This window comes from Desmonostoc muscorum LEGE 12446 (assembly GCF_015207005.2).
Lineage (GTDB): Bacteria > Cyanobacteriota > Cyanobacteriia > Cyanobacteriales > Nostocaceae > Nostoc > Nostoc muscorum.
In genome coordinates, this window is the sequence record NZ_JADEXS020000001.1 from 501,126 (window position 1) to 524,165 (window position 23,040).

Annotated in this window: 17 protein-coding genes; 13 read left to right on the forward strand and 4 right to left on the reverse strand. The window is 42.9% G+C overall.

Features of this window, described 5'->3' with window-relative positions:
• Positions 1-79: 79 nt before the first annotated feature.
• Complete coding sequence (locus tag IQ276_RS02160; RefSeq protein ID WP_193916944.1) at positions 80-784, reverse strand: haloacid dehalogenase type II; 705 nt, start codon at positions 782-784, stop codon at positions 80-82.
• A 340-nt stretch (positions 785-1,124) separates the two neighbouring features.
• On the opposite strand from IQ276_RS02160, the gene IQ276_RS02165 reads away from it, so the two are divergent.
• Positions 1,125-2,879: a ScyA-related TPP-binding enzyme gene (locus IQ276_RS02165; protein WP_193916946.1), complete on the forward strand. Its 1,755-nt coding sequence runs from the start codon at positions 1,125-1,127 to the stop codon at positions 2,877-2,879.
• Between the two features lie 14 nt (positions 2,880-2,893).
• The gene (locus IQ276_RS02170; RefSeq protein WP_193916948.1) at positions 2,894-4,033 is read left to right on the forward strand and encodes a 3-oxoacyl-ACP synthase III family protein; all 1,140 of its coding nucleotides are present in this window, start codon (positions 2,894-2,896) and stop codon (positions 4,031-4,033) included.
• 67 nt (positions 4,034-4,100) lie between these two features.
• Here the strand turns inward: IQ276_RS02170 and IQ276_RS02175 are convergent, their stop codons facing one another.
• The gene (locus tag IQ276_RS02175) at positions 4,101-7,652 is read right to left on the reverse strand and encodes a WD40 domain-containing protein (protein WP_193916950.1); all 3,552 of its coding nucleotides are present in this window, start codon (positions 7,650-7,652) and stop codon (positions 4,101-4,103) included.
• 440 nt (positions 7,653-8,092) lie between these two features.
• On the opposite strand from IQ276_RS02175, the gene IQ276_RS02180 reads away from it, so the two are divergent.
• Complete coding sequence (locus IQ276_RS02180; RefSeq protein WP_190876565.1) at positions 8,093-8,272, forward strand: RepB family protein; 180 nt, start codon at positions 8,093-8,095, stop codon at positions 8,270-8,272.
• Between the two features lie 450 nt (positions 8,273-8,722).
• Here the strand turns inward: IQ276_RS02180 and IQ276_RS02185 are convergent, their stop codons facing one another.
• A complete protein-coding gene (locus IQ276_RS02185) occupies positions 8,723-8,869 on the reverse strand; it encodes a ribbon-helix-helix domain-containing protein (RefSeq protein ID WP_096538967.1) in 147 nt (48 codons plus the stop codon).
• A 1,066-nt stretch (positions 8,870-9,935) separates the two neighbouring features.
• On the opposite strand from IQ276_RS02185, the gene IQ276_RS02190 reads away from it, so the two are divergent.
• The 6 genes from IQ276_RS02190 to IQ276_RS02215 all read left to right on the forward strand — a co-directional run bounded on the left by IQ276_RS02190 (position 9,936) and on the right by IQ276_RS02215 (position 14,307).
• Entirely contained in the window at positions 9,936-10,436 is a 501-nt protein-coding gene (locus IQ276_RS02190; protein WP_190876564.1) for a sterol desaturase family protein, read from the forward strand.
• Positions 10,437-10,589: 153 nt separating this feature from the next.
• Positions 10,590-11,777 carry an AbrB family transcriptional regulator gene (locus tag IQ276_RS02195; RefSeq protein WP_190876563.1) on the forward strand — a complete coding sequence of 396 codons (1,188 nt, stop codon included), beginning with the start codon at positions 10,590-10,592 and terminating at the stop codon, positions 11,775-11,777.
• Positions 11,778-11,822: 45 nt separating this feature from the next.
• Entirely contained in the window at positions 11,823-11,987 is a 165-nt protein-coding gene (locus IQ276_RS02200) for a hypothetical protein (RefSeq protein WP_193916952.1), read from the forward strand.
• Positions 11,988-12,093: 106 nt separating this feature from the next.
• Positions 12,094-12,909: a DUF1838 domain-containing protein gene (locus tag IQ276_RS02205; protein ID WP_190876561.1), complete on the forward strand. Its 816-nt coding sequence runs from the start codon at positions 12,094-12,096 to the stop codon at positions 12,907-12,909.
• Positions 12,910-12,952: 43 nt separating this feature from the next.
• Positions 12,953-13,474 (forward strand): GNAT family N-acetyltransferase, encoded by a 522-nt coding sequence (locus tag IQ276_RS02210; protein WP_190876560.1) that lies wholly within the window; start codon positions 12,953-12,955, stop codon positions 13,472-13,474.
• 29 nt (positions 13,475-13,503) lie between these two features.
• On the forward strand, positions 13,504-14,307 hold the full coding sequence (locus IQ276_RS02215) for a nucleotidyltransferase domain-containing protein (RefSeq protein WP_193916954.1): 804 nt from the start codon (positions 13,504-13,506) through the stop codon (positions 14,305-14,307).
• A gap of 120 nt (positions 14,308-14,427) precedes the next feature.
• Here the strand turns inward: IQ276_RS02215 and glsA are convergent, their stop codons facing one another.
• Positions 14,428-15,387, reverse strand: a complete 960-nt coding sequence (gene glsA, locus IQ276_RS02220) for a glutaminase A (RefSeq protein WP_190876619.1) — start codon at positions 15,385-15,387, stop codon at positions 14,428-14,430.
• Positions 15,388-16,359: 972 nt separating this feature from the next.
• On the opposite strand from glsA, the gene IQ276_RS02225 reads away from it, so the two are divergent.
• The 4 genes from IQ276_RS02225 (at position 16,360) to IQ276_RS02240 (ending at position 23,007) form a co-directional block, all read left to right on the forward strand.
• Positions 16,360-17,469 carry a septal ring lytic transglycosylase RlpA family protein gene (locus IQ276_RS02225; protein WP_235115359.1) on the forward strand — a complete coding sequence of 370 codons (1,110 nt, stop codon included), beginning with the start codon at positions 16,360-16,362 and terminating at the stop codon, positions 17,467-17,469.
• 177 nt (positions 17,470-17,646) lie between these two features.
• Positions 17,647-19,254, forward strand: a complete 1,608-nt coding sequence (locus IQ276_RS02230; protein WP_193921637.1) for a bifunctional pantoate--beta-alanine ligase/(d)CMP kinase — start codon at positions 17,647-17,649, stop codon at positions 19,252-19,254.
• A 628-nt stretch (positions 19,255-19,882) separates the two neighbouring features.
• Positions 19,883-20,485, forward strand: a complete 603-nt coding sequence (sodB, locus tag IQ276_RS02235) for a superoxide dismutase [Fe] (protein WP_190876556.1) — start codon at positions 19,883-19,885, stop codon at positions 20,483-20,485.
• Positions 20,486-20,937: 452 nt separating this feature from the next.
• Positions 20,938-23,007 carry a cytochrome-c peroxidase gene (locus tag IQ276_RS02240; RefSeq protein ID WP_235115360.1) on the forward strand — a complete coding sequence of 690 codons (2,070 nt, stop codon included), beginning with the start codon at positions 20,938-20,940 and terminating at the stop codon, positions 23,005-23,007.
• Positions 23,008-23,040: the final 33 nt, after the last annotated feature.

The following is a 23,040-nucleotide window of genomic DNA, read 5'->3' on the forward strand; positions in this document are numbered from 1 at the left end:
CAATCTATGTTGCAATCTCTGTTTCGTTTTTTAACAACATATTCTCCCTTATCCCCCTCACTCCCCCACTCCCTACTCCCTACTCCCCACTCCCCAAACTCAAAGCAGCGAGGATCTTCAAATCAGGGACTTCTAAATCAGGTTGACCGACTGCTGATACTGTAGCACCAACTCCTTGTTGACCTGCTCGACGGTTCACCCAGACTGTTGATAGTCCTAGAGATTTAGCTGCAACGATATCGTGATAAACACTAGCAGCAACGTGTAATATCTCATCAAGCGGTAGATTAATTCTCTCAATAGCAAGTTTGAAGTTATTTAAGGAAGGTTTGTAGCTTTTTGCCTGTTCTGCTGTGATTATTTGATCGAATTCCACCTCCAAGTGCTTTGCCGAGAAAGCAAAGAGATCGTCATCTATATTTGATATAATTACCAGCCTAAACTTTTGCTTGAGGGTTGTAAGTGCCTCAACTGTATCGGGAAAAGGTAGCCAATACTGAATTGAATTAGCTAGTGAATTGATCTCCTCAGCAGTTGGCTCAAAGCCAATTCGTTCACCAAATTTCTGGACTACTCTCCTCAAAACTTCTCGATACTTGATGTATTCTCCTTGTTCGAGTTCTGCTTCAAATTCACCAAAAAGTTCCAGAATTTGATTGTCATCCAAATTTTTGTTGTGTGCCAGCAGAACTGGCTTTAGCCCCCCTAAGATGCCGTTTTCCCAATCGATTAGGGTTCCATAACAATCGAAAGTTAAAGTCTTGTACTTATTCAAGTTAATCATGTTTTTATACTCCAGAGCTTGATTAATTGTGTTGAGTTTACACAAGCCAAAAAGCGGGTGAACGCATCTGCTTTTCGCCACATCTGTCGCTGTTAAAGTCTCTGAACATTTCTTTTATATCAAAACAGAGTTTAACTAAGTAGACAATAAAATACCAACCTGTGTGAAGACAAGTAAGTAGATAGGCACAATAAAACTAAACTATGTAAATAAAAATGAAGTGAACTAAAACCCTTTTCCCTAGAGCTTTATGTCTGATCGTGACAATAAATATTTAGTTGAGTCTAGGTGTGTGAGATAATGTTACAACACACAGGAAAATCTTCCTAAAATAGTTTGTATGGATGCTAAATCTGACGATATAAAAGCAGATACCAGTCAAAAATTCAACTCAACTGAACAGCAATCTCATAGCAAACCATCCAGACCTTTTTCGGTAGCAGAAGCAGTGGTTAAAATTCTGGAAGATCTGGGAGTCGAGTATGCTTTTGGTGTTTCGGGAGGAGCGATCGCGCCAGTATGGGCTGCACTACACCAAAGTTCCATCCAGGTGCTGCACTTTCGCCACGAAGCTGGAGCAGCTTTTGCAGCCACTGAGACGTACTTTGTTAGCGATCGCCCAGTTGTAGTGTTCGCTACCACAGGCCCAGGAATTACCAACGCTTTGACAGGATTGTTAGCTGCCCGTTGGGAAGGAGCTAAGGTAATTCTTGTATCAGCTTCAACCTCAGCACCACAGCGGGGACGTTGGGCTATCCAAGAAACCAGCGGATACACTATGCCTAGCGCAGGTATTTTTACTTCGGGTTCAGTATTCCATTACGCAACTACTCTTGAATCCAGCAATGAACTTCCAGAGATTTCTCGAAGGCTTGCCCTGGGACTAGCACAAAGAGGAGGATTTGTAGCCCATTTGAGTATTCCTACAAACATCCAGACAAGTTCACTAAGCATATCGTTGCCACAAGTAACTCTATCCCACAGTGCGGCAACAGCAACCCAGGAGACAATCGCAAAATGTGTCCAGTTGCTATGTGAAGGATCTTTTGCCATGTGGGTGGGCTTCGGGGCACGCGCTGCGGCAAAAGAAATTCGCCAGCTTGCCGAGAGGACAGGGGCTGCTGTCATGTGTTCACCACGGGGTAAGGGTATTTTTCCAGAAGACCATCCTCAGTTCATAGGTGTCACCGGCTTTGGTGGCCATGAGTCAGTTTTAAGATATATGCAGGAACAACGTCCAAGGCGCGTGCTAGTGCTGGGAACACGTCTTGGTGAATTTACCTCCTTTTGGAATCCTTTGATGATTCCTTGCCAGGGCTTTCTCCATGTTGATATTGACCCGGAGATACCGGGAACAGCATACCCATGTGCCAAAACTTTTGCCATCCAGTCCGATGTAGGTGAGTTTGTCAAGGCATTACTCAAGTATTTTCCCAATCACTCTGGGATATCAAAACCTCTGCCTGTGCCCAGAAAGCGCCATATTATTAAGCCACACGCGAGCATTCCAGTGCGACCAGAACTCCTAATGAATGTGATTCAACAAGTAATTGTTGATGGGAGCGATGCACTGGTGATGGCAGAGTCGGGTAACTCTTTCGCTTGGGTAATTCATCTGCTGCAATTTACTACACCAAATCGTTACCGCATCAGTAACGGATTTGGATCTATGGGGCATTTTGTCACAGGTGTAGTTGGTGCTGCTTTGGCACGAAATAGCAAGGCTGTTGCCATTGTCGGAGATGGTGCCATGTTGATGAACAGCGAGGTAAACACGGCTGTAAAATATCAAGTTCCTGCTGTGTGGATTGTACTCAATGATGGGCGCTACAACATCTGCCAACAAGGAATGGTCTATCTAGGGTTCAATGACGCCGATGCAACAATCCCCCAGGCAGATTTCGTCAAGATTGCTCAGGGGATGGGAGCAGAAGGTATTCGGGTTGAAAAAGAGTCCGATGTTCAGGCAGCCCTAGAAAAAGCGATCGCGGCAACAGGCCCATTTGTAGTTGACGTAATCATTGACCCCACCCAAATACCACCATCTGAGAGTCGCAATCAGAGTTTGATTTCACAAGGCGCTACAAATTATTAATACTTGATTATATTATGGTTTATTCTCCAGTCGGTATTCGTTCGATCGCTTTGAGCCTTCCAACTATCAAACGCACCAACGAATATTATATAGAAAAATACCCTGAGATGTTCGCACAAGCTGAGCAAAAAAGTTTAGCAAAGTTGTTTTCACTCGCCGGGTCAGCTCCTGGTAACGAATTTGATTTAGAGATGATGCCCTATCTCTTAGACCCTTTTCGTGGTACTGTTGAGCGACGGATTCTCAGTTTAGACGAGTCATCACTGACCCTAGAAGAGCAGGCAGCAAGAGACGCCCTGAAAGCAGCAAAGCTTTCTGCCGATCAAGTTGAACTGATGATTGTTGCCTCAGTTTGGCCTGAACAAATAGGATTTGGTAATGCTGCCTTCCTTGCTCGTAAACTAGGTTTGCAAGGTGCTGCTTGGAATGTTGATGGAGCGTGTGGAGTTACTCCAGTTGCACTGCAAACTGCCTGTGCTTTAGTGCGAGCCGGAGAGTACAAAAACGTGTTGGTGGTGGTCTCATGCACTTATTCTCGCTTTTTTGATGAAAATGACACCCTTTCGTGGTGTATAGGCGATGGTGCTGGAGCTTTTGTGGTTGGCTCACTTGAAGCTAACCAGGGAGTTCTCGGAACCAAGACAATCAATACAAGTATATTGTGTGACAGCTTATTTTCTCAAATCACAGAAGATGAGGGCGGTAATCCCCTGGTTCGTATGCAAATCGACAAAAGTGCAAACAAATTATTTCGGGAAACGTCCGTGGATTTGCTGCGTACTTGTTGTCAAGGCGCTGTAACTGCTGCTGGTGTGACTCTTGACCAAATTGACTTTTTTCTTTTCCATACAACTAGTGCTTGGTTTGCAAGCTTCTGCACGCGTGTATTGGGCATTGAATCAGAGCGTACAATTAACCTGTATCCTCAATATGCAAACGTTGGGCCAGTAATTACTGTAGCTAATATGTACCATGCTGCACAGTTGGGAAAAATTCGTGAAAATGACTTGGTGCTGATATATGGATTTGGTGCTGCTGGTGCGGCCTCCGCAAGTGTAATGCGCTGGGGCAAAGTGGCGCTAGGTGTTGACTCCCTCACAGAAATGAACTCAATAATCGAAGATGCCCAAAATGTTAGCCTCCTTTCTCTTTAAAATTGTCTACAAATATTGAAAACAAAAATATTTAAAAGTTAGCCGTGCAAAAACAAACCTAGTAGAGCTAACTTTCCCCATAAGCGATCGCTCCTAAATTTTTCAAAGAAATTTTCTGAGCTTGAGTTATACCTGTAACACCTGTGATATTGACACCTTCATAGGGTCTTTGATTTCTCAAAGTTTTTATGCATTCACCAGTTTTGACATCCCAGATTTTAATAGTATCATCCTGACTACCACTAGCTAGAATTTGCCCGTTGGGACTGAAGACAACAGACCAAACTAATTGCGTATGTCCTTCTAAACTTTTAAGGCATTGACCAGTCCTGAGATCCCATAACTTCACTGTTTGATCTTCACTACCACTTGCAAGTATGCAATTATCGGGACTAAAGGTAGCTGAGTATACAGAACTATTATGTCCTTTTAAGGTCTGAATGCATTGCCCACTACTGGCATCCCATAGCTTTATTGTTTGGTCACTGCTAGCACTGGCTAGAATACGATAATCAGGACTATAGGCTATTGACCACACTAAGTCATCGTGTCCCTTCAAAGTCTGAATGCATTGTCCAGTGTTGACATCCCACAGTTTTAATGTCTGGTCAATACTACCACTTGCTAAGGTCTGGCCGTTGAGATTAAAAGCGACAGACCATACCTTATCAAGATGCCCCTCCAAAGTCTGAATGCATTGTCCAGTGTTGACATCCCATAGTTTTACTGTATGGTCATCACTACCACTAGCAATCATCTGACAGTTTGGACTAAAAGCAACCGATGTAACCCAATTACTATGCCTTCGCAAAGTTTTAAGACATTGACCAGTGCTGACATTCCACAGCTTTATTGTTTGATCCTCGCTACCACTGGCAAGGAGTGAATTATTTGAACTGAGAGCAACTGATGTGACTCTATGACTATGCCCACGTAAAGTTTTAACGCACTGACCAGTATCAATATCCCACAGCTTAACAATTTTATTTCCACTGCCACTCACAAGTATGTGACCATCAACACTGAAGGTTACTGACCATATTCCACTACTGTAACCCTGCAAGGTCTTAAGGCATTGACCAGTTCTAGCATCCCACAACCTTACTGTTTGGTCACTACTGCCGCTAGCAACTATACAATTGTCTGCATTAAAAACAACTGACCAGACTCTGCTACTGTGTCCCCATAGCGTTGCTGTGCAAAGACCTGTAGAGATGTCCCAAAGCTTTACTGTTTTGTCATCACTGCTACTTGCTAGTGTATTCCCATCCGGGCTGAAAAAAACGGAATACACACAATCAGTATGCTCCTCTAAAGTCTTGAGACATTCACCAGTGGTGATATCCCATAACTTAACTGTTCGGTCATGGCTGCCACTAGCCAAGGTTAGACCATCTGGGCTGAAACTAACTGACCAAATTCCACCGTTATGCCCTTGTAAAGTCTTGAGGCATTCACCAGTGCTGATATCCCACAATTTCACTGTTCGGTCATGACAACCACTGGCCAAAGTTTGACCATCTGGGGTAAAAGTAATTGATGAAACTCGACTATTATTCCCCTGCAAAGTTTTAAGGCATTGACCAGTGCTGATATCCCACAGTTTTACTGTTTGGTCTTCACTTGCACTGGCAAGAATGTTACCTTCAGGGTTGAACGCAACAGACCAAATTCCACCGCTATGTCCCTGTAAGGTTGCCAGACAATACCCGGTATTCACGTCCCATAGCTTGATTGTTTGATCCTTACTACTGCTAGCAAGGGTATTTCCATTTGGACTGAATGCAACATCCCAGAGCCAATCTTTATGTCCAGTGCAAACAAGCAATTGCTTTCCATCTGCAACTTGATAAAGGCAAAGCCCACCATAGCTATCCCCGGTAGCTAATAATTTTCCATCTGGGCTAAATGCTACTGAATGAATGCCCCCCAGTGTTTCCGCAAAAACGCACTTACTTAGCTCAGCATGAGCAAAATTTGCATTATGCAAATTCACACTTCGGAGATCTGCTTGCCAAAGCGTCAACAAAGAAAAATCATAGCTACTTAGATCAGTTTCCAGATCGGAAAGTAGATTCAGAATATTGCCTGCTGTGTAACCTGGCTCTAGGGGCGATGTCTCTCGGAGTTTTACTAGAATTTGAGTTAACTTATTTTCAATTTTTCTTTTACTTCTTAAAGTCTTCAGCAGCCCATCTATAACTGGTTTGATAATCAGGCGAATTTGAGTATCTTTAACATAATCTTTACCCGTGGCCTTCATGAGAGCGTGACGCCTGAATAAATCAATATTCTCAGTGACTATCTCTTCACAAACTTGTTCTATCAAGCTAGTAGTCACATATTCCATAACCACAGGCTGGAGCGTAAAAAGCGATGCAGTTTTTTCAATGAGTGTCAGCTTAGCTTTCTCGATTAGCGATCGCCTTCCCAAAGATTCTACAGCCTCTAGTAATTTTGCTTGGGGTATTGGTGATATAATATCATCCCGCAATTCTTTTAGTGTTATCGACTCGCGATTAATCGCTAGCCAATACATTATGTCCTTTTCTAAATCTGACAAGCGCTCAAACTGCTGCTCTAAAACATCACGAATGTCCCCAAAAACAGCTGTGTCTTGTTGCAAAAATTCAGTTACGTTACCATCAAAAATATCTTGAATGGTGGTGGCAACTATCTTCAAGGCTAATGGATTGCCTGCATAGCGTTCAATCATGACTTTCCATTGATCTTCTGCCGCAGATAGCCCTTTGAGTTTTAAGATTTCTTGCCCTTCCGCCACTTTTAAACCACTTAGTGGTAATGAGCGAACAGGTAGTGCTTCTCCTTCGAGCAATGCTATTTCTTTCGGTTTTTCCCGACTAGTGAGCAATAAGCAGCTTTGGTGAGTTGCTTCTCCTACCCGCCTTAAAAGTTCACCGTATTCTTCATATCCTTCTCGATAAACTCCGGCGCGGCTACCACTGCGGAGAATTGATTCTGCATTATCAAGTATGACTAAACAACGATTATTTTGTAAATAATCAAGTAGTCGTGATACCCGTTCGCTAAAGCTTTCTGGTAAGTTAGCTTCTGTTTCTTGTTCGTCAGAGAGAAATTGAATTAAGTTATTGAGAATAACTTTAACAGGTGGGGCTTCTCGTAGCGATCGCCAGATAACATACTCAAAGTTCTCCTGAATCTGTTGAGCAAACTTTACAGACAGTGCTGTTTTACCAATACCTCCTATTCCTAATACTGTCACCAATCGGCACTGTTCATCAAGAATCCACTCCTCTAAGGTAGTCAGTTCTTCTTTACGTCCATAAAAAACTGATGTAAAGATAGCTTCTCCCCAATCTAGACGATTATTTGAGCTTGAATAGTCACTTTTATCTATTTTTAAGGAAAAAGCTGAAAATAGCTTCTCAATAGTCTGTTTGTCAACACCTCCTTCACGATTCAATACTTTCGATATCGTACCGGAATATAATCCAGAGCGTGCGCTCATTTCTTCGAGAGTGTATCTGTTTCCAAAATTTTCTTTTGCTTCTGACTGATGCTTTGCTTCCTTAATTTTTTGCAAACCTTTAGTAGTAAGTGCAACGCCACGCTTGCGTCTCCAATTCTGTAAAGTCATGTATTAATTCACCGTTTGCGTAATCGCCTGTGACTAAAAAGAATTATCTAGCAGGTTGCTGTAGATATTAAGTGATACTTGTAACAAAGAAAAAATACCATTTTGCAGAGAATTTAAAAAAGTGTAAAGCCAAAATGTTCACCACTTAAAGCTACATTAGGCAATCCACTCGTTTCGAGAAGTCAACAGTCCTTGCTCAATAAACGATCTAATGTGCGGGGTATTGCTGAGAGCATTTGTTTAACTAAAAACTTGTTGGATTTGAGTAATGCCAGAGTAGTTATGTGTAATGGAATTTATTGAATACACCATTATCTCAGTAATGCGATTGGGGCATAAAGCTTAAGTTCAATCTTAAAATCTCGATTTTCACTGGTAAAGACGGTTGTGAATTGGCAATCTTGATAAGGAAGGTTTGTAAATATTTACTCTATCAATCAATGAATAAGACCGCCGTCGAGAGATTTTCCAGTTTAGCAACCTCCACAAAGAAAAGGACGCTTAAGCGAATCACTATAAACCTGGCATCAGATGAAGCCCAGAACCTTGAAAAATATTGTGAACAGACAGGGAAAACAGCAACGGATGTGATTCAGGAACTCATTCGAGGGTTGCCATAACCTAAGTTTTCACACCAGCTTTCAAAAGTTCAGAGTCGATAACAGCCACAGTTAAAGTTGAAAAACATTCTCTGACTCCCGATTTTGCAATCTCATAATGGTTATTATGTCATTTTGTTTACTAATAAAAATAGAGGGGAAAACGTAAGAATAATTCCAAAAAACCTGATAAGGTATATTTAGAACGACTTCAAAAGAATAAGATTTGTGTGGACATGCGTACTGCGATCTACTGTGTTCCAGATATTACTATCGAACCGATTGAGATCGCGAGTGCCGTCAAAATAATAATCTCCTTGCTTAAATCCCACCTAGTTGCGCGTATGCTCTTTGTGCCTACGACATAGGAGGCTTCCTAGATGCGTACTGTGCCCGTTGTAAATGAGCGCAGCACGCTATCTATCGCTAAAATTTACGTCTGAATCATCACTAACAAATTGCGAACTACTTTCATTTCATTACTGGTAACGCTCGAATGAGTTCTCTAATCACATCCGTTGCTGGTCTGCCCGTCTGTTCACAATACTTTTCAAGGTTTTTGGCTTCGTTGGATGCCAAGTTTACAGTGATTCGCTTGACCGCCCATTTTTTGTTCATGCTCAAACAGTTAAATCGTGTATTGATAACTTCAAAACCTGATTTTACCCTTCCGACTGGAAAGTAACCTAAATTTTGGGTTTGCCAAGATACCCGTAAAATTAGGATAGGTTGTAAATAAATATTGCAGTTGTACTTTTTTATTATCCAATCACATTTTTAATCACCTATTTTTTTTGCCTTACACGGTTGTAAATCAACGCTTTTTAGTATAAAACAGCGCTGCTTGTTCAGAAAGGTTAAGACGATTGAGTTTGGGCTCTGAGTGCGTAAGTTCTAGAAATCCAGACAGAAAAGCCAGAGGCGATCGCCTACTACATCCGTAAAATATTTGAGTAGTAGTAAATACTCTGCTGACTAGGCTATCCAGTTAATTCTTGATACCCCAGAATTTGCTGTCGAGCAATTTGATTGTCAAGCCGCTTTTGTGATCTCAATAACCTTAGTTTCCTTGGCAGTATGACTGTTCTATCGTTGTGGTTAGTTCCACAATTGAGGCTGAATTACAACCAACTCACAATCAAAAATGTCCAAAAACGCCTTAACCTAAATTTGTACTAATTTTAACTCAACCTTTGCTCAAGCTGTATCCCTTAGTAAGAAGATTGTCTAGTAACTATGATAAAATACGATATTCCTATCGGAATATAGATGTATTATCTTCATCAACGCAAAGGTAAAAGCCAAATTGAAAGCTCTTACTGGTCGCTTTTTAGTACGTTCAGGATTGTAGATTTATGAAACTGCAACTTACCCAATTACACATACTCTGAGCCAACCAAATTAACTCGAGCGTAGACCCATAAGAGACACAAATGCTTGTTCCATAAGAGATTACCAAGAAATAAATTACTACTACTTGTGGGCTGGACATCTTCTTTGCCCTTCCTGGGCAGGCGAGACGCTCCGAAGTTCTGAGCCTTATCTGGTGACTTCTGTCCACCCCACAAGGAAAGCTGAGTGTTTTTTATTTGGAAGTCCCTAATGAAAAATCACCTATCTACGCCGAGACCATGAGATTTGCATGTTTTCTGTGGAGTTTTGTTACTAAAATTGAGGAGTAAAAATGCTTGAGGCTATCGCTGTTGCTTGGTTATTACTATTCTTTGGCGATTTCCTATCTACATTCTTTTACCACGTACCCGAGCATGTTTTTGGTAGCCTTCATTTAAAAACGCACCACTCCTGGAAGAAAGACTTTCGTCACTACGCTATTTTGACTTTCAATCCCCAGGTTCTTTTAGATGGTATCTTGGGAGCTTTGCCTTACATACTGATAGCAGTAGTTCTCTGGTCTTTTTCTCCCATCGGCGTTATCTTTGGACTACTGCTTGGTCAGTTTCATGTGTGGTGGAGACACATAAGTGTCTTGGGTTGGCAAACTCCAAAGCCTGTAAATATTTTATGCCAAATTCTATTTATTACTACTCCTGAAAGACACTGGTTACATCATCACAAAACTAATTTGGGTTTTGGCGATATTTTTACCTTCTTTGAACAACCCGCACAAATCTGGTTACGCTGGCTACGCCTGCTGAGGCTTCGTTTGGGCTACTCTCGTATTTAACTGAAAGCGTGCGCTCAATTAAATATTTTGTGAACTACACAGACCTACTTTGTAGAGGTCTGGGTAGTTCACAGTAAGGCGGAAGTCCCCACACTGCTACGCTGAGAGTGGGAACTTCCGCCTTACGTTAAATTAATAATAAAGCTTGTATCGATGAATCAAAGCGTCAGTGTTGCTCCCAAGCTAGAAGAAGACACTCATAAAAATCCTGCTGTTACCAAACAACAGTTATTTGTAAAACAATCAATTGTTCTGACGTTGGAAATACTTCTAGCATTGCCTGTGGGCTTACTTCTAGCAAAGTTTCACATTGGTGGGATTGCTTGGATATTTGCTGGGATTGCAGCTGGTATAGTGGTTCTTCAAGGGTGTCGAGTTTTCTATGAATATTCTCCCAAACCTAACCGCACCGCCAGAAAGGTGGGAATGGCACTTGTAGGCTTAACTGTCGGCGCTTCCAATGCTCATGCTAATTTAGCTAACGTTGCCTCTGGTATTCCCATCTTTATTTTACTCACTTTGTTTCTGCTGTTAAGTGGCAGTTGCATTGGTTACATATACTCCCGCGTTAGCAAAACCAACTTATTGACAGCAATGCTGGCTACAGTTCCAGGTGGTGTGGGGATTATGGCAGCGATCGCAGCTGATTACAATAAAGATGTTACCTTGGTTGCTTTAGTTCAAGCCATTCGCGTTACCTCAGTAGTTTTTCTGTTTCCCTTCATCGCCAGAACATTAGTTGGTAATTCCTGGAATCTGCAAACACTACCCGTCAAAAGTGCTTTGCTGAATTTCGATCCATCTCAACTAGGATTACTTTTATTACTACTCCTAATCACGGGATTAGTAGTTTATTCGGCTATATTGTTCAAAATTCCCGCTGGCGATTTTTTTGGTGCATTGTTAATTGGTATCGGGTTTAATCCTTTGCTCAGTTCGCTGCCTTTTGTGAGTGATATTAGCTTTAGTCCGCCGCCCTTAATTAACTTATTCGGTCAAATGCTACTGGGAATTACTATTGGTGAGTATTGGGGAGACAAACCCAACTTTACCAAGCGGACTGTGGGCTATGCTTTGATGTCTGTGACAATGACCCTCGCAAGTGGAGCGATCGCTGCTATACTTGCCATGCAATTAACCTCTTGGGACTGGTTAACCTGTCTTTTAGTCACAGCACCAGGAGGCTCAGCAGAAATGATCTTAGTTTCTCTAGCATTAAATCATCATGTTGAAATTGTCACAACTGGTCATTTAGTGCGACTAATTGCGATTAACAGTTCTTTACCTCTTTGGGTGTATTTATTTCGCTGTCTGGATAAGCAACTTTCAAAAGCAGCTTAATTTAAATATTGGGCATTGGGAGTAGGCAGTAGGAAGCTTGAGGCTTTGAGGTTGACACTTGAGGCTTTGAGGTTAAAGCTTGAGGCTTTGAGGTTAAAGCTTGAGGCTTTGAGGTTGACACTTGAAGCTTTAACCCTCGAAGTTGCACCTTTAAGCCCCGAAGTTGCACCTTTGAGCCTCAAAGTTGCACCTTTAAGCCTGAAGCTTTAAGTTCTAAGCCTGCCTCTTCCCAATGCCCAATGCCCAATGCCCAATAACCAATGATTAATGACAAATGGCTTATCCTTTTGTTATCCAGACACAAAGGATGTTTTAGATGGTTGCCCAAATCCAAGAACTTGAAGCACAGCACTGGGTGAAAACTCGTTCTTCCCTCGATCCTAGCGAATCCACTTTCCTGATCTGGAAAGGTAAAATTTATGCTTTTATCCCCGGCGAGAAAAGACAACTTTTGTTTAAAATATTCGGATTGAGCGTTAGCAGGTGTATTCCCACGGCAGAAGGTAGCTGGGATTTTACTTCTAGGGAACTGACTTACTACCTAAATCCACAAACAGAGGAAGTTTTGGCCAAATGGGAGAATCCTTGGACAGGGGAGATAGTTCCGGTGCTTCACGTTGCGAATAATCCGGTGCAGGGCATATTTAAGGGAAATTTTCCAGCCCTTGTAGATGGTGACAGTACAACTTTCATTTTTGATATATTTCCCTATTACCCCAATCCCCTAGCAGACGATCGCAAATTTGCCGAATACAGCCCACATCCTATTTATCAAGCAGCAGAATTATTTAAGTTAACCGTGCCAACGGCAGATTTATTCAATCCAGCACTTTCCTCGGTTTCTGAATTGAAACTGAGTTGGGATAGAATTGGTCAATGGCTTCCTTGGATGAAAATGGGCGATCGCCCCGGTCAACTGATCTACAGTGCTTTTGGCAGCAAAGTCAAGGGTTTAACAGAACTGCCCCCATTTCTCCAAGAGGAAATTAATAACCGTATTCCTTTATATAAAAAAGCGCCAAAGGGCTTTATCGATGGCGAAGATATGACTTCTTGGTTGTACTTCCAAAAACACTTTCAAGCTTACTTAGCTGGTGAAATCTTCCCACTTCCCCAAGCAGAAGAGTTGTAAATTAGCTGGAAAGAAATATCCAACTATTGCCAAGAGATAGCTTATGTTGATCCGAGAAGCCAACTTAGCCGATGCATCTGCGATCGCCAAAGTGCATGTAGACGCTTGGCGGACAACCTACAGCAACTTAATGCCAGCAAAGTTTCTGGCAGATTTATCCTATGAGGAACGAGAGACAAAATGGGTAAAAATTCTCAGCTATGTTGCTGAAAATAATTTTACCTATGTTGCTGAAAATGAAACCGGACAAATAGTTGGTTTTGCCAGTGGAGGTAAAGAGAGGACAGGCGATTGCCTTTATCAAGGTGAGTTGTACGCTATCTATATTCTGGAGAAGTACCAGCGCCAAGGTTTAGGACATCGCCTGGTTTCCACAATCGCAACCAGGCTACTCCAGTCAGATATTAGTTCGATGTTAGTCTGGGTTTTAGCCGATAACCCAGCTTCCCTCTTCTATCAAAACCTTGGTGGCCAGCAGGTGAACCAAAAGCAAATCGACATTGGCACAGTGCAGCTAGTTGAGGTTGGATATGGTTGGATCGACACGCGAAGAGGGTTAATTTAGAATTTGGCGATCGCTAAATTGGAGATAGTATGGCTGTTCCCGAACCACAACGAGAACTACTAGAGCAAATTCTGGCAAAATTGAAGACGGATGACCGCTTGTTAGGTGTAGCGATCGCTGGTTCCTATTTAACTGGAGAAATGGATGAGTATTCCGACCTCGATCTGATTATTGTTGTCGATGATGTTCATTATCAGCAAGTTTTACAGGAGCGTCAGCTTTTAGCCAGCAAACTGGGGAAACTGCTGGCTGCTTTTACTGGCGAACACGTCGGCGAACCCAGATTGTTAATCTGTCTCTATGACGATCCTCTCATACACGTCGATTTAAAGTTTTTGCTTTTAAAAGATTTCCAAACAGACCGTGTAGAAAATCCTATTGTTCTATGGGACCAAGAAAATTTACTAACCTTGGCTGTTTTGGAGAATCCACGCAACTATCCGCCCTTAAACCCACAGTGGATTGAAGACCGCTTTTGGGTGTGGGTACACTACGGTGCAACTAAATTAGGAAGAGGCGAACTTTTTGAAGTCATTGATTTTCTTTCTTTTCTGCGTGGACAAGTCCTAGCGCCGTTAGCCAAAGTCCAGGCTGGACTGCTTCCACGCGGTGTGAGGAATCTAGAAAGGGAAATTCCATCTCTGGTGAGCGATTTTCGTGAAACTATTCCTGCTAAACACGACGCCCAAGAAATTGCGCGATCGCTCCAATATACCATTCGCTTTTACCGCCAGCTTCGCTCCACATTAGAAATGCCAGAGTTAATTATCCGCTCTCAAGCCGAAGCCGCCTCCACAAACTATCTCCAAACAGTAATAAATAGCTTTAAATAGGGTATGGGGCATTGGGAGTGCTGTTAGCGTTAGCGGGGCGTTGAGCCAGTGCTGAGTTAGGAGTTAGGAGTTTGGAATTCTTCCCCTGCTTCCCCTGCTTCCCCTGCCCCCTCATCTCCCTCATCCCCCACTCCCTAATTTCCCGTTTTCACCTGAACAATCAAATAAATGTAAACCCAAACGTTGGGAAAGTTCTTCACACACTTTTACCCCGCGCACACTGTTACCGCGCACATCCAACGGTGGCGAAAAAACTCCAATGCCCATCTTATTGGGTACAACGGCGATAATCCCACCACAAATTCCGCTTTTCGCCGGAATACCAATTTTGTAAGCCCACTCGCCTGCAAAGTTGTACATCCCACAGGTATACATCACACTTAAAATATCTTTGATGTAAGGCTTATCTACTGCCCGTTCTTTGGTGATGGGGTTAATACCTCTGTTAGCCAGGGTGGCCGCCATTACTGCTAAGTCTTGGCAATTCACCAGTACAGCACACTGCTGAAAATAAAGATCCAGTGCTTGTTCAATGTTGGGATCAATCATCCCAAAGTTAAGCATTAGGTGCGCCATTGCCCGGTTGCGATGTCCCGTACTGCGTTCTGAGGTAAAAACTGACATATCAACGAACACATCGCGGCCAATATATCGCTTAAACATTTCCAGCATCCGGTTGAGGCGTTCGGTAGGGCCAGATCCTTTGATTAAACTAGTGGTGGCGATCGCTCCGGCGTTTACCATTGGGTTATAAGGTCGCTTCGATTGCTCATCCAAAATAATCGCGTTGAATGCATCCCCCGTCGGTTCTACGCCAACTCTAGTCAATATGTAATCCCGTCCATGATCTTCTAAGGCAAGTCCATAAGCAAATACTTTGGAAATCGACTGAATGGTAAAGAACTGCTCCCAGTTCCCAACTTTGTAATCCTGACCATCTACGGTGACAATGCAAATACCAAACAAGTCTGGGTTTACCTTTGCCAGTTCCGGAATGTACTTCGCTACTGCACCTTCACCCAATGACTTGTACTGGGAATGCAAGTCGTTGAGAACATTTAATAGTGATGACGAGTCTATTTCTAAATCTCCTTGATTTACTCGGTTTACTACGAGATGAGGCTAATAGCATTTTACGAAATACCTGCTACATATGTATCAGTCCGATTTCATTGCCTAGAAAAAATGCCCTACACCTCAAGGCAAGGGACACTTTTGCCATTAATTTTTCCCTATTGCCTATTCATTCTTGATTCACTACTTAAGCCTCAAAATATCAAATGTGCTTTTTATTACAGATAAAAATTCGTCTCCAAGCGATCGCCAAGCTTTTCTAATTTTCTGATCGTGAATCATAAAAAAGGTTCGCTTGCGTATTATCCTTTTTTTTATACACAGTAATACTGCTACGACAAGTTACATAAATCACTAAGCTTAACCTAGTTAGAGATAATACAAGTCATGGTTAATTTAGCTAGAAAAAACTTCAAAAAAAAGATAGTAAGTTTGAAGTGATTTCCATGATTATTTTATATCTAACTCCTATGACAGATGATTTAGAGAAAAATCTAAAGATTTAATTAAAAAATTAATTTTGAGTATTTATGCCGATGTCTTTTAATTAAAGTTATATTAATTTTCTAAACCAAACCGCCAAAATCAATGTGATCTAGAATACACATGTGATTGTGAGCCTTACAAATCGATGTGAGCAAGCTGTTATGAGTTTGGTTCACAAAAAATGTAAAGTTTTTTTAAGAAAATTTTGCCTTGCTGAAAAAAACGTTACACAGTCAGAATCCGCATTTGGGCAAGGTTTCGCCCTGAAAATAGCAATTTGATTTGGGTAAAGTTGTCAATAATTACGCTAAAACCCTGATCCCCCAGCCAAAAGGTTCGTGCTAGTCTGTTGCAGTTACAAATAAAAAGTGAAAGCGGAACGACTTCGAGTTCGAGTTTTTACGGAGGGAATTCACTATTCACTAGTGAAAATCCCGCGAATTATAAGACTTAAGTTCTCTTAAGTTCTACAGTCGCTTTAAAATTGGACGCATGAATCAAAGACATTTCTGGACTATTGTTGCTCTGTCTGTGACTGTTTTGGGGATACCGTCAGTCGGTTGTACTCAAACCACCAACGGGAATGCGCTGGCTTCCCAAAAATCACCTGCCTCTAATGTGGTGAAAGTGGGAGAGTACAAATCAAGAGCAGGGGAACAAACCTTGGATGCTGTGATTACACAAATTCATCCTTACAACATTGGAGGACGTAAGGCTGCAACCCTTTATATCAAAAATATTCCCGTTCTTACGTTTTTAAGTTCTGTATCAGATACAAGTGTTGAGACTAAAAAAGTTGGTGCAATAAACGAAACTGAGGGCGTACAATCATACGCCCTTATTGCTAGCAACTCACCTTCATCGGCGAGTATTGGCAATGTAGCCGGAGCAAGTAATCAGATTAATTCTGTTGACAAAGACCCCGTTGAGATAGCTGGTATAATAGCAGCTAAAATCAACCAGTTAAACCGGGAAAATATAGACGCGAGTCAGATTACCGTAAGTTGGAAAGCAGGGGGCGAATCTAGAGTTGCAAATCTTGCCCAAACCAAGAGCTTACCTGTGGAAGGAGAATCTGGCGATCGCTATACAATCAAAGTTAACGGCCAAGAATTGGTAGAAATCAACCAAGGTACGCGACTAGCAGATAGCACCAACAATCTAGCGCAAGATGCATTGCAAGCAACCAATCGCTTGCGGAGACTACTAGGCAATGCATCGCCCTTAAGCGAGATTGCGAATATGCCAGCGCGTCAGCGACTATCAATACCCAAGCTACCGCAAGAGATTGCCGTCGGCACAGTCCGAGTCAGCTTCAAAGGCATAGCCTCTTATTACGGCTATGACGGTTCTGGCAATCGTACTGCTAGTGGTCAGAGGTTCAATCCAGAAGGAATGACTGCCGCCCATCGCAGCCTACCCTTTGGTACACAAGTCCGTGTGACCAACACTCGCAATGGTCGTTCTGTTGTGGTGCGGATTAATGACCGGGGACCGTTTATTCGGGGTCGAATTATTGACGTGTCTGCTGGTGCGGCTCGGATTTTAGGAATGATGGGCAGTGGCATTGCACCAGTGCATGTTGAGGTGTTGGGAAGATAAAGGGAATGGGGACTGGGGATTAGGGATTAGGGACTGGGAAAGAGTTTTTTCTATCCCAATGCCCCATGCCCAATACCCAATACCCAATGCCCATTACTTAATTCCTCTAGTTCAACCATCTCCTCTATTTCAGATATAAACTAACGGGGGAGGGATGAGAGAACTAGGGGTATTTTTGTGCGCCTGCTGACAACAGTTGCAGCTTTACGCTGCTATTTAACTAAACGCTGCTTGGAAAACAAGTTGATTGCGGTTCCAGAAAATCTGGCACTAGATGAGATGAGTGGTTGGCATCAGACGGTAGTCGGTCTGGTGCCGACAATGGGGAATTTGCACCAAGGTCATTTAAGCTTGATTCAACGGGCGCGGCAAGAAAATTCCACGGTGATTGTCAGTATTTTCGTCAATCCCTTGCAATTTGCTCCCAATGAGGATTATGAACGTTATCCCCGCACTTTAGAGCAAGACCAACAGCTTTGCGAACAAGCTGGGGTAGATGCAATTTTTGCGCCGACTCCGGAAGAGATGGCAGTACCCCAGAAAAGTATACAAGAATCAAAAGTTACACAAGTTATCCCCCCATCTGCTATGATAACAGGCTTGTGTGGTCGTTCTCGGCTGGGTCACTTTCAGGGTGTCGCTACGATTGTGACCAAGCTTTTCAACTTGGTACAGCCTGACCGAGCCTACTTCGGTCAAAAGGATGGTCAGCAACTGGCAATTATTAAGCGGCTAGTAGCTGATTTAAATTTGCCAGTAGAAATTGTTGCTTGTCCAACAGTACGGGAAGCATCGGGTCTTGCCTTGAGTTCTCGTAATCAGTATTTGACTGCAACAGAAAAAGAGCAAGCAGCGGTGCTATATCGTGGCTTGGAAAAAGCTGAAGCTGCCTTTCGGGCAGGGCTTCGCAATGTCAGCAAGTTGATAGCAATAGTACAGCAAGAACTGACAATGGTCAGCACACTTTTAGTGGAATATATTGAATTGGTTGAACCGACTACGTTGATGTCTTTAGAAAAAGTTGAGGAGGAAGGAATGCTGGCGATCGCAGCTCGTCTGGGTTCTACACGTTTGATTGACAATATTATTTTGCGCGATCGTCAACCCATCATCGCCATTGATGGCCCAGCCGGTGCTGGAAAATCCACAGTGGCGCGTCAAGTGGCAACAAAGCTGAACCTAGTGTATTTAGATTCAGGAGCAATGTACCGAGCTGTGACTTGGTTGGTATTGCAAAAGGGTATTGCCATTGACGATGAGTGTGCGATCGCCGAATTAGCTAATCAGTGTCAAATTGAACTGACTCCTACCCAGGATTTAAAATTTCCCGTGCGGGTTTGGATTAACGGTACTGATGTTACCCAGCCAATTCGCACCATCGAGGTCACATCTCAAGTATCGGCGATCGCTGCACAAAGCGCTGTACGTCAAGCATTGGTTAAACAACAGCAAAGGTGGGGTAAAAAAGGCGGTTTAGTAGCTGAAGGCCGGGACATTGGCACTCATGTCTTCCCCGATGCCGAAGTGAAAATCTTTTTAACTGCTTCTGTAAGTGAACGCGCACGTCGCCGTCAGCAAGATTTTGAAAAACTTGGTCAACCCGAAGTGAGTTTAGAGCAGCTCGAACGGGACATTGCCGAACGTGACTGGAAAGATAGTACACGTAAAATTTCTCCTTTGCAAAAAGCAGCGGATGCGATCGAAGTTCAAACTGATGGTCTGGACGTGTCTCAAGTCACTGCACAAATTGTTAACTACTACCAGCAACGTTTATCAGAATGGTAATTACTGCAATTTGCTGTTAGTTTTATTAGTTCAAAAGGGTGGTGGGTGAGTGATTGTTCGCTTACCATCCTTAAAACTGCACTCACTAAACAACCCATAAACCAAAGATTAGAAATTTTACTATTGGCTATTTTTATTAAAAAATAAATCTTTGCATTCTAGATAATAGACTATTTTAAGTATTAAATCATCTCGCTTTCGACTGATTCCTCACATCGCAATTAATCCTACCAAAGGTAGAAGTCTCAAAGCTTTAATTGCTAAATGCTAATTAGAAGGCAGTTCTTGCTGGAGGCAAAAGGTAAAAGCTGCTCAGGAAGCTGATTTCACTGGTTGAGATTTGACGTTTAACTATGCCTACCTACTTAATTACTCATGGTCTTTGACTAGGAAATATTAGCCATTTTTATTTATAATCATTATTCACTAGGGATTTGGCTTATTTGACTTATTAGAGGAGTACTTTGTTTTCATCTTCACTTTATCTTCACTTTGGTAGTAGAATGACGATGTTAAGTTTTATGTTCCATCATAAAAGACATAAAACTGCCAAAAATAAAAGCTGCTAATTTTCTAAGCTTCTGCAATAGCTTAAAACTAGAAACCGCTAAAGAGAGGATTTCACACAATGGCATTTGTACAGCCCGCCCTGCCCTTCGAGACTAATGCTTTAGAGCCATATGGCATGAAAGCTGAAACTTTCGAGTACCACTATGGCAAGCATCACAAAGCTTACGTAGACAACCTTAATAAGCTGACTGAAGGTACTGAGTTTGCTGATAAATCTCTGGAAGACGTGATCAAAAGTACCTATAAAGACTCCTCTAAAGCGGGAATCTTTAACAACGCTGCCCAAGTTTGGAATCATACGTTCTTTTGGAATTCCTTGAAACCAGCAGGTGGTGGCATACCCACCGGTGAACTCGGAGCGAAGATTGAGAAAGATTTCGATAGCTTTGACAAATTCAAGGAAGAGTTCTCTAGTGTAGCCGCAACTCAGTTCGGTAGCGGATGGGCTTGGTTGATTGATGATGGTGGTACGCTGAAGGTGATTAAGACGCCAAATGCAGAGAACCCTCTAGCTTATGGTCAAAAGGCACTCTTAACCTTGGATGTTTGGGAACACGCCTACTACATTGACTACAGAAACGCCCGTCCGGCGTTCATCAAGAATTTCCTAGATAACTTAGCCAACTGGGACTTTGCTGCTGAAAACTTTGCTAAAGCTTAATCAACAACCAGTTTTCAACTGGCTGTGACAGTATTTATAGCAGAGCGCTGAGTAGTTATCAATAAATTATTAGCAGTCACGATCCTGTATCGCGGCTGCTTTTGATTGGCTGGGTGTATAGCAATCTCAGTTGGAAGTTCTACACACTGCATCTACTGCTTGGGTGGGATTGGATGTTTACTTTCTTTAGTTAGTTATAACTTAGTGGGGGTAAATAATCACAGGTTTGTGGTCAGGGTTTTAGGGGAGAAATAGGGCTGAAACCCTTATTAGTAAGTAATTTAATTATTTTATTTTGTGTAACATAGTTGAGTTTATTCGTACCTACTTACTTGAGTAGAAAAAACCTGATATTGTAACGTCTATATGTCATGAAATACAACAAAATTTCAGATTTAAGAGTGCAGCAGTAATGCTTCAACTCTTGATAACATTAACGTTCATAATAAAACATGAGGAAAATCCAATTTAATGGCACTTTTGTGGCTGCTGTGGTAGCCAGAGTGACCGTTCTGACATCAAGGTTATCAAGGAGAATCAAAAGCGGTGTGACCATCGCGGCACTGGTTGCGATCGCCGTGCTAGCTGGACATACTGTATCAGCGCAAGTATCACCCCCAACTTTTTCCCTAAAGACAGTGACGGTTCCAGAGCCGGACAACCTTGGAGAATTCGTTAAAGATAAGACCGCAGCGATCGCTCTGGGAAAGGCTTTTTTCTGGGATATGCAAATCGGTAGCGACGGTATCACATCGTGTGCTAGTTGTCACTTCCATGCCGGAGCGGACAGCAGAGCTAAAAACCAGCTCAGTCCGGGGATTTTGCGGGTGAATGCAGATAAAAGTCCGAATCCGGATAATACTTTCAGCATCGGTCAGCCAAACTATACACTCAAGCCAGAAGATTACCCATTTCACAAACTCGCAGATCCAAATAACCGTTTTTCTCCTATTGTCTCCGACAGTAATGATGTCACCTCCTCCCAAGGAGTTTTTAATTCCAAGTTCGTGAATACCGATCCTGGTATTCCTCTGGACGATCCGGTCTTCAATGTGGGAGGTATTGAAACCCGTCGGGTGGAACCGCGCAACACACCAACTGTGATTAATGCGGTGTTCAACTTCCGCAACTTTTGGGACGGGCGAGCGCAGAACGTCTTCAATGGGGTTAATGCGTTTGGGACGAGAGACCCCAATGCTAAGCTATATAAATCAAGCATCTTCGGTTCACTACAACCAGTTAGTGTTCAACTCAAAAATGCATCTCTAGCTTCCCAAGCAGTAGCTCCACCACTGAGTTCCTTTGAAATGTCCGCAGACGGTCGCACGTTCCAGGAAATTGGTGACAAATTTGGGTTTGGGTTCCTCGACAAGATATTCGATATTGTCAAGCGCAAGAAGCTGCTTCTTCCTAGAGAACTTGCTCACAAGTTACTTCCCTTAAGACCTCTTGGAAAGCAGATTGTCCATCATGATGACAGTGTACTAGGTCACTACAGCAGAGCGCCTCAAAAGGGTCTGACGACGCTTACCTACGGACAAATGATCAAAGCAGCCTTCAAGCCAGAGTGGTGGCAATCTACCCAGTTAATCCAGGTTGATAAAGCCAACGGTAATACCAGGAAAGTTGTACTCTTGCCAGATTTGTCAAGTACTACTGAAGAATACACCCAAATGGAGTATAACTTTTCGCTGTTCTTCGGGCTGGCGGTTCAAATGTATGAGTCCACATTAGTATCTGACAATGCGCCCATTGACCAGTTCTCAAAAGACAACACTGGCGTTCTAAGTCCCCAGCAGCAACGGGGTAAAGAGATTTTTGAGAACCCCAACAATGCTTGCATCTTTTGCCACAGTGGACCAGAATTCACTGCTGCTTCAGTGAGAAACGTGCAGAACAGTGGGCGAATTACACGCTCACCAGCACCGGGGAATCCTCTCGAAGACACCGGTTGGTTCAAGATTGGGGTTAGACCAGAGCTTGAAGATCTGGGTGCGGGGGCTGAGGATGGGCTACCTGTATCACGCCCGTTATCGGAGGCGCGGCTGGCTCTGCAAGGAAAGTTTCAAGAGGTCTTTGGTGAAGCACCTAATATCATCCCTGGTCCAAATGATACAGTACAAGACGGATTGTTCAAGGCTCCTACACTCCGCAATGTCGAACTCACTGCCCCCTATATGCACAATGGTGGAATGTTAACCCTGCGGCAAGTGGTCGATTTCTACAGTCGAGGCGCTGGGGATGACAATGCAAATGTACCCCGCCTTCCTCCGCTAAATCTGAACGACGCAGACAAAGAGGCACTTGTGGCTTTCTTAAAAGCGCTGACTGATGAGCGAGTTCGTTACGAAAAAGCACCCTTTGACCATCCGCAGCTGTTTGTTCCTAATGGACATCTAGGAAACGAAACCTATGTGATCGACGATGGCACAGGGAAAGCCAAAGATGACTTAGTGGAAATCCCACCTGTTGGTCGTAATGGTCGTATCACTCCGCCTGCCAACTTCCTTCCGACTCCCTAAAACTGGGGACTGGGGACTGGGGACTGGGGACTG

Excerpts from the sequence above, each read along its gene's own strand:
- IQ276_RS02175 (WP_193916950.1), bottom strand. The coding sequence starts at position 7,652 with ATGACTTTACAGAATTGGAGACGCAAGCGTGGCGTTGCACTTACTACT.
- IQ276_RS02170 (WP_193916948.1), top strand. The coding sequence starts at position 2,894 with ATGGTTTATTCTCCAGTCGGTATTCGTTCGATCGCTTTGAGCCTTCCA.
- sodB (WP_190876556.1), top strand. The coding sequence starts at position 19,883 with ATGGCATTTGTACAGCCCGCCCTGCCCTTCGAGACTAATGCTTTAGAG.
- IQ276_RS02195 (WP_190876563.1), top strand. The coding sequence starts at position 10,590 with ATGAATCAAAGCGTCAGTGTTGCTCCCAAGCTAGAAGAAGACACTCAT.
- IQ276_RS02225 (WP_235115359.1), top strand. The coding sequence starts at position 16,360 with ATGAATCAAAGACATTTCTGGACTATTGTTGCTCTGTCTGTGACTGTT.
- IQ276_RS02210 (WP_190876560.1), top strand. The coding sequence starts at position 12,953 with ATGTTGATCCGAGAAGCCAACTTAGCCGATGCATCTGCGATCGCCAAA.
- IQ276_RS02180 (WP_190876565.1), top strand. The coding sequence starts at position 8,093 with ATGAATAAGACCGCCGTCGAGAGATTTTCCAGTTTAGCAACCTCCACA.
- IQ276_RS02185 (WP_096538967.1), bottom strand. The coding sequence starts at position 8,869 with ATGAACAAAAAATGGGCGGTCAAGCGAATCACTGTAAACTTGGCATCC.
- IQ276_RS02240 (WP_235115360.1), top strand. The coding sequence starts at position 20,938 with ATGAGGAAAATCCAATTTAATGGCACTTTTGTGGCTGCTGTGGTAGCC.
- IQ276_RS02205 (WP_190876561.1), top strand. The coding sequence starts at position 12,094 with ATGGTTGCCCAAATCCAAGAACTTGAAGCACAGCACTGGGTGAAAACT.
- IQ276_RS02165 (WP_193916946.1), top strand. The coding sequence starts at position 1,125 with ATGGATGCTAAATCTGACGATATAAAAGCAGATACCAGTCAAAAATTC.
- IQ276_RS02160 (WP_193916944.1), bottom strand. The coding sequence starts at position 784 with ATGATTAACTTGAATAAGTACAAGACTTTAACTTTCGATTGTTATGGA.
- IQ276_RS02190 (WP_190876564.1), top strand. The coding sequence starts at position 9,936 with ATGCTTGAGGCTATCGCTGTTGCTTGGTTATTACTATTCTTTGGCGAT.
- IQ276_RS02215 (WP_193916954.1), top strand. The coding sequence starts at position 13,504 with ATGGCTGTTCCCGAACCACAACGAGAACTACTAGAGCAAATTCTGGCA.